The sequence below is a fragment of the Halobacillus sp. BBL2006 genome (genome assembly GCF_000786645.1).
Lineage (GTDB): Bacteria > Bacillota > Bacilli > Bacillales > Halobacillaceae > Halobacillus.
The window spans coordinates 1-1,601 of the sequence record NZ_JRNX01000397.1; the positions used below are offsets into that span (position 1 = coordinate 1).

At 45.4% G+C, this 1,601-nt stretch carries 2 protein-coding genes; one reads left to right on the top strand and one right to left on the bottom strand.

Going from position 1 to position 1,601, the window contains the following annotated elements:
* Positions 1-1,233: sodium:alanine symporter family protein (locus LD39_RS12165; protein ID WP_035546894.1), on the top strand; the 1,233-nt coding region annotated here is incomplete at its 5' end.
* A gap of 136 nt (positions 1,234-1,369) precedes the next feature.
* Here the strand turns inward: LD39_RS12165 and LD39_RS23585 are convergent.
* Positions 1,370-1,601: hypothetical protein (locus LD39_RS23585; RefSeq protein ID WP_231572570.1), on the bottom strand; the 232-nt coding region annotated here is incomplete at its 5' end.

The window sequence follows — 1,601 nt, forward strand, 5'->3', positions numbered from 1 at the left end:
AGTAAGAAGAAAAACAAGAAAGAAAAGGGGGATATCTCTCATTATCAGGCTCTCACTACAGCCTTAGCTGCAACGATTGGGACGGGGAATATCGCAGGTGTTGCTACCGCAGTTGTCCTTGGCGGACCGGGAGCTGTATTCTGGATGTGGATCACAGCTGTGTTCGGAATGGCTACAAAGTATGCAGAAGCTGTCTTAGCTGTTAAATACCGAATCACGGATCATAATGGAGAAATGGCCGGTGGACCGATGTATTATCTATCGCGCGGCCTTAAGACAAAATGGCTTGGTAAACCCTTAGGTGTCCTTTTCGCCATATTTGGTGCTGTTGCAGCTTTCGGTATCGGAAACATGGTTCAGTCCAATTCTGTCTCTGATGTGATGGAGACGACCTTCAGCGTCCCAACTTGGGTGACAGGTATTATCTTGACTGCAGCTGCAGGACTTGTCCTATTGGGAGGAATCAAGAGCATCGGGAGAGTAACGGCTTACTTTGTACCAATCATGGCTATTTTTTATGTCATAGGAGCCTTAATTATAATCATTATGAATGGCAACATGGTGCTGCCAGCGCTTGGTACAATCTTCAATGATGCTTTTACGGCAAGCGCTCTTGGTGGAGGTTTGTTAGGTACAGTTATCCGATACGGTGTAGCAAGAGGAGTGTTCTCGAACGAAGCTGGACTAGGTTCTGCACCTATCGCAGCTGCTGCTGCTAAAACGGATTATGCAGGCCGGCAAGCGCTGGTTTCTATGACTCAAGTATTCATTGATACGATTATCGTATGTACAATGACTGGTGTGACGATTGTTATGGCTGGTCAATACAAAGGCGGTTTGGATGGCGCAGACCTTACTTCTCGTTCCTTTGAAATTTTCCTGGGTGATATTGGAGCCTATATTGTAACGATCGGGCTGATCTTTTTCGCCTTCTCTACCATTGTTGGATGGTCCTACTATGGAGAGAAATGCTTCGGTTACCTGACAGGACAGAAAGGCCTTGGCATTTATAAGATCGTCTTCGTCCTTTTTGTTCTTGTTGGTGCAGTGGCGAAGTTGGATACTGTATGGAAATTTGCTGATGTTATGAACGGTCTAATGGCCTTCCCTAACTTGATTGGCCTCCTCCTTCTTTCTGGAGTTGTAGCTGCAGAAACAAATAAGTTCCTTAAAGTAGCAAAACAAGAACGACGTGAAGAAAAAGAAGCACGATATACAAGTTCATCATCATAATAAAGAAGGGGCTGGGACAAAAGTGTTTTAGCCATTCTAAAAACCGAACAATGGTAAAATTCTTATGATAGGATTTCACCATCGTTCGGTTTTTTTATGGTAGATTAGCGCTAAATATCCAATTTATTTTATTATTTCAGGCACTTGTCTTGTAAGGTGGAAGTATGGCCGCTCCGACAAAATGCTTCGCTTTCCGCGGGCACGGCCTCAGCCTCCTTGCGGAAAAGGCACCGCTGCGGGGTCTTCGGACACGTGCTGTCCCCGCAGGAGTCTCCGCATTCTGTCTACGCTGATGAAAACGAAGCATGTAAAAGAAGAATTTAGCCCCATTCCAGCGGAGTGTATTTCCGAAGCGGTCATTCAGAGCA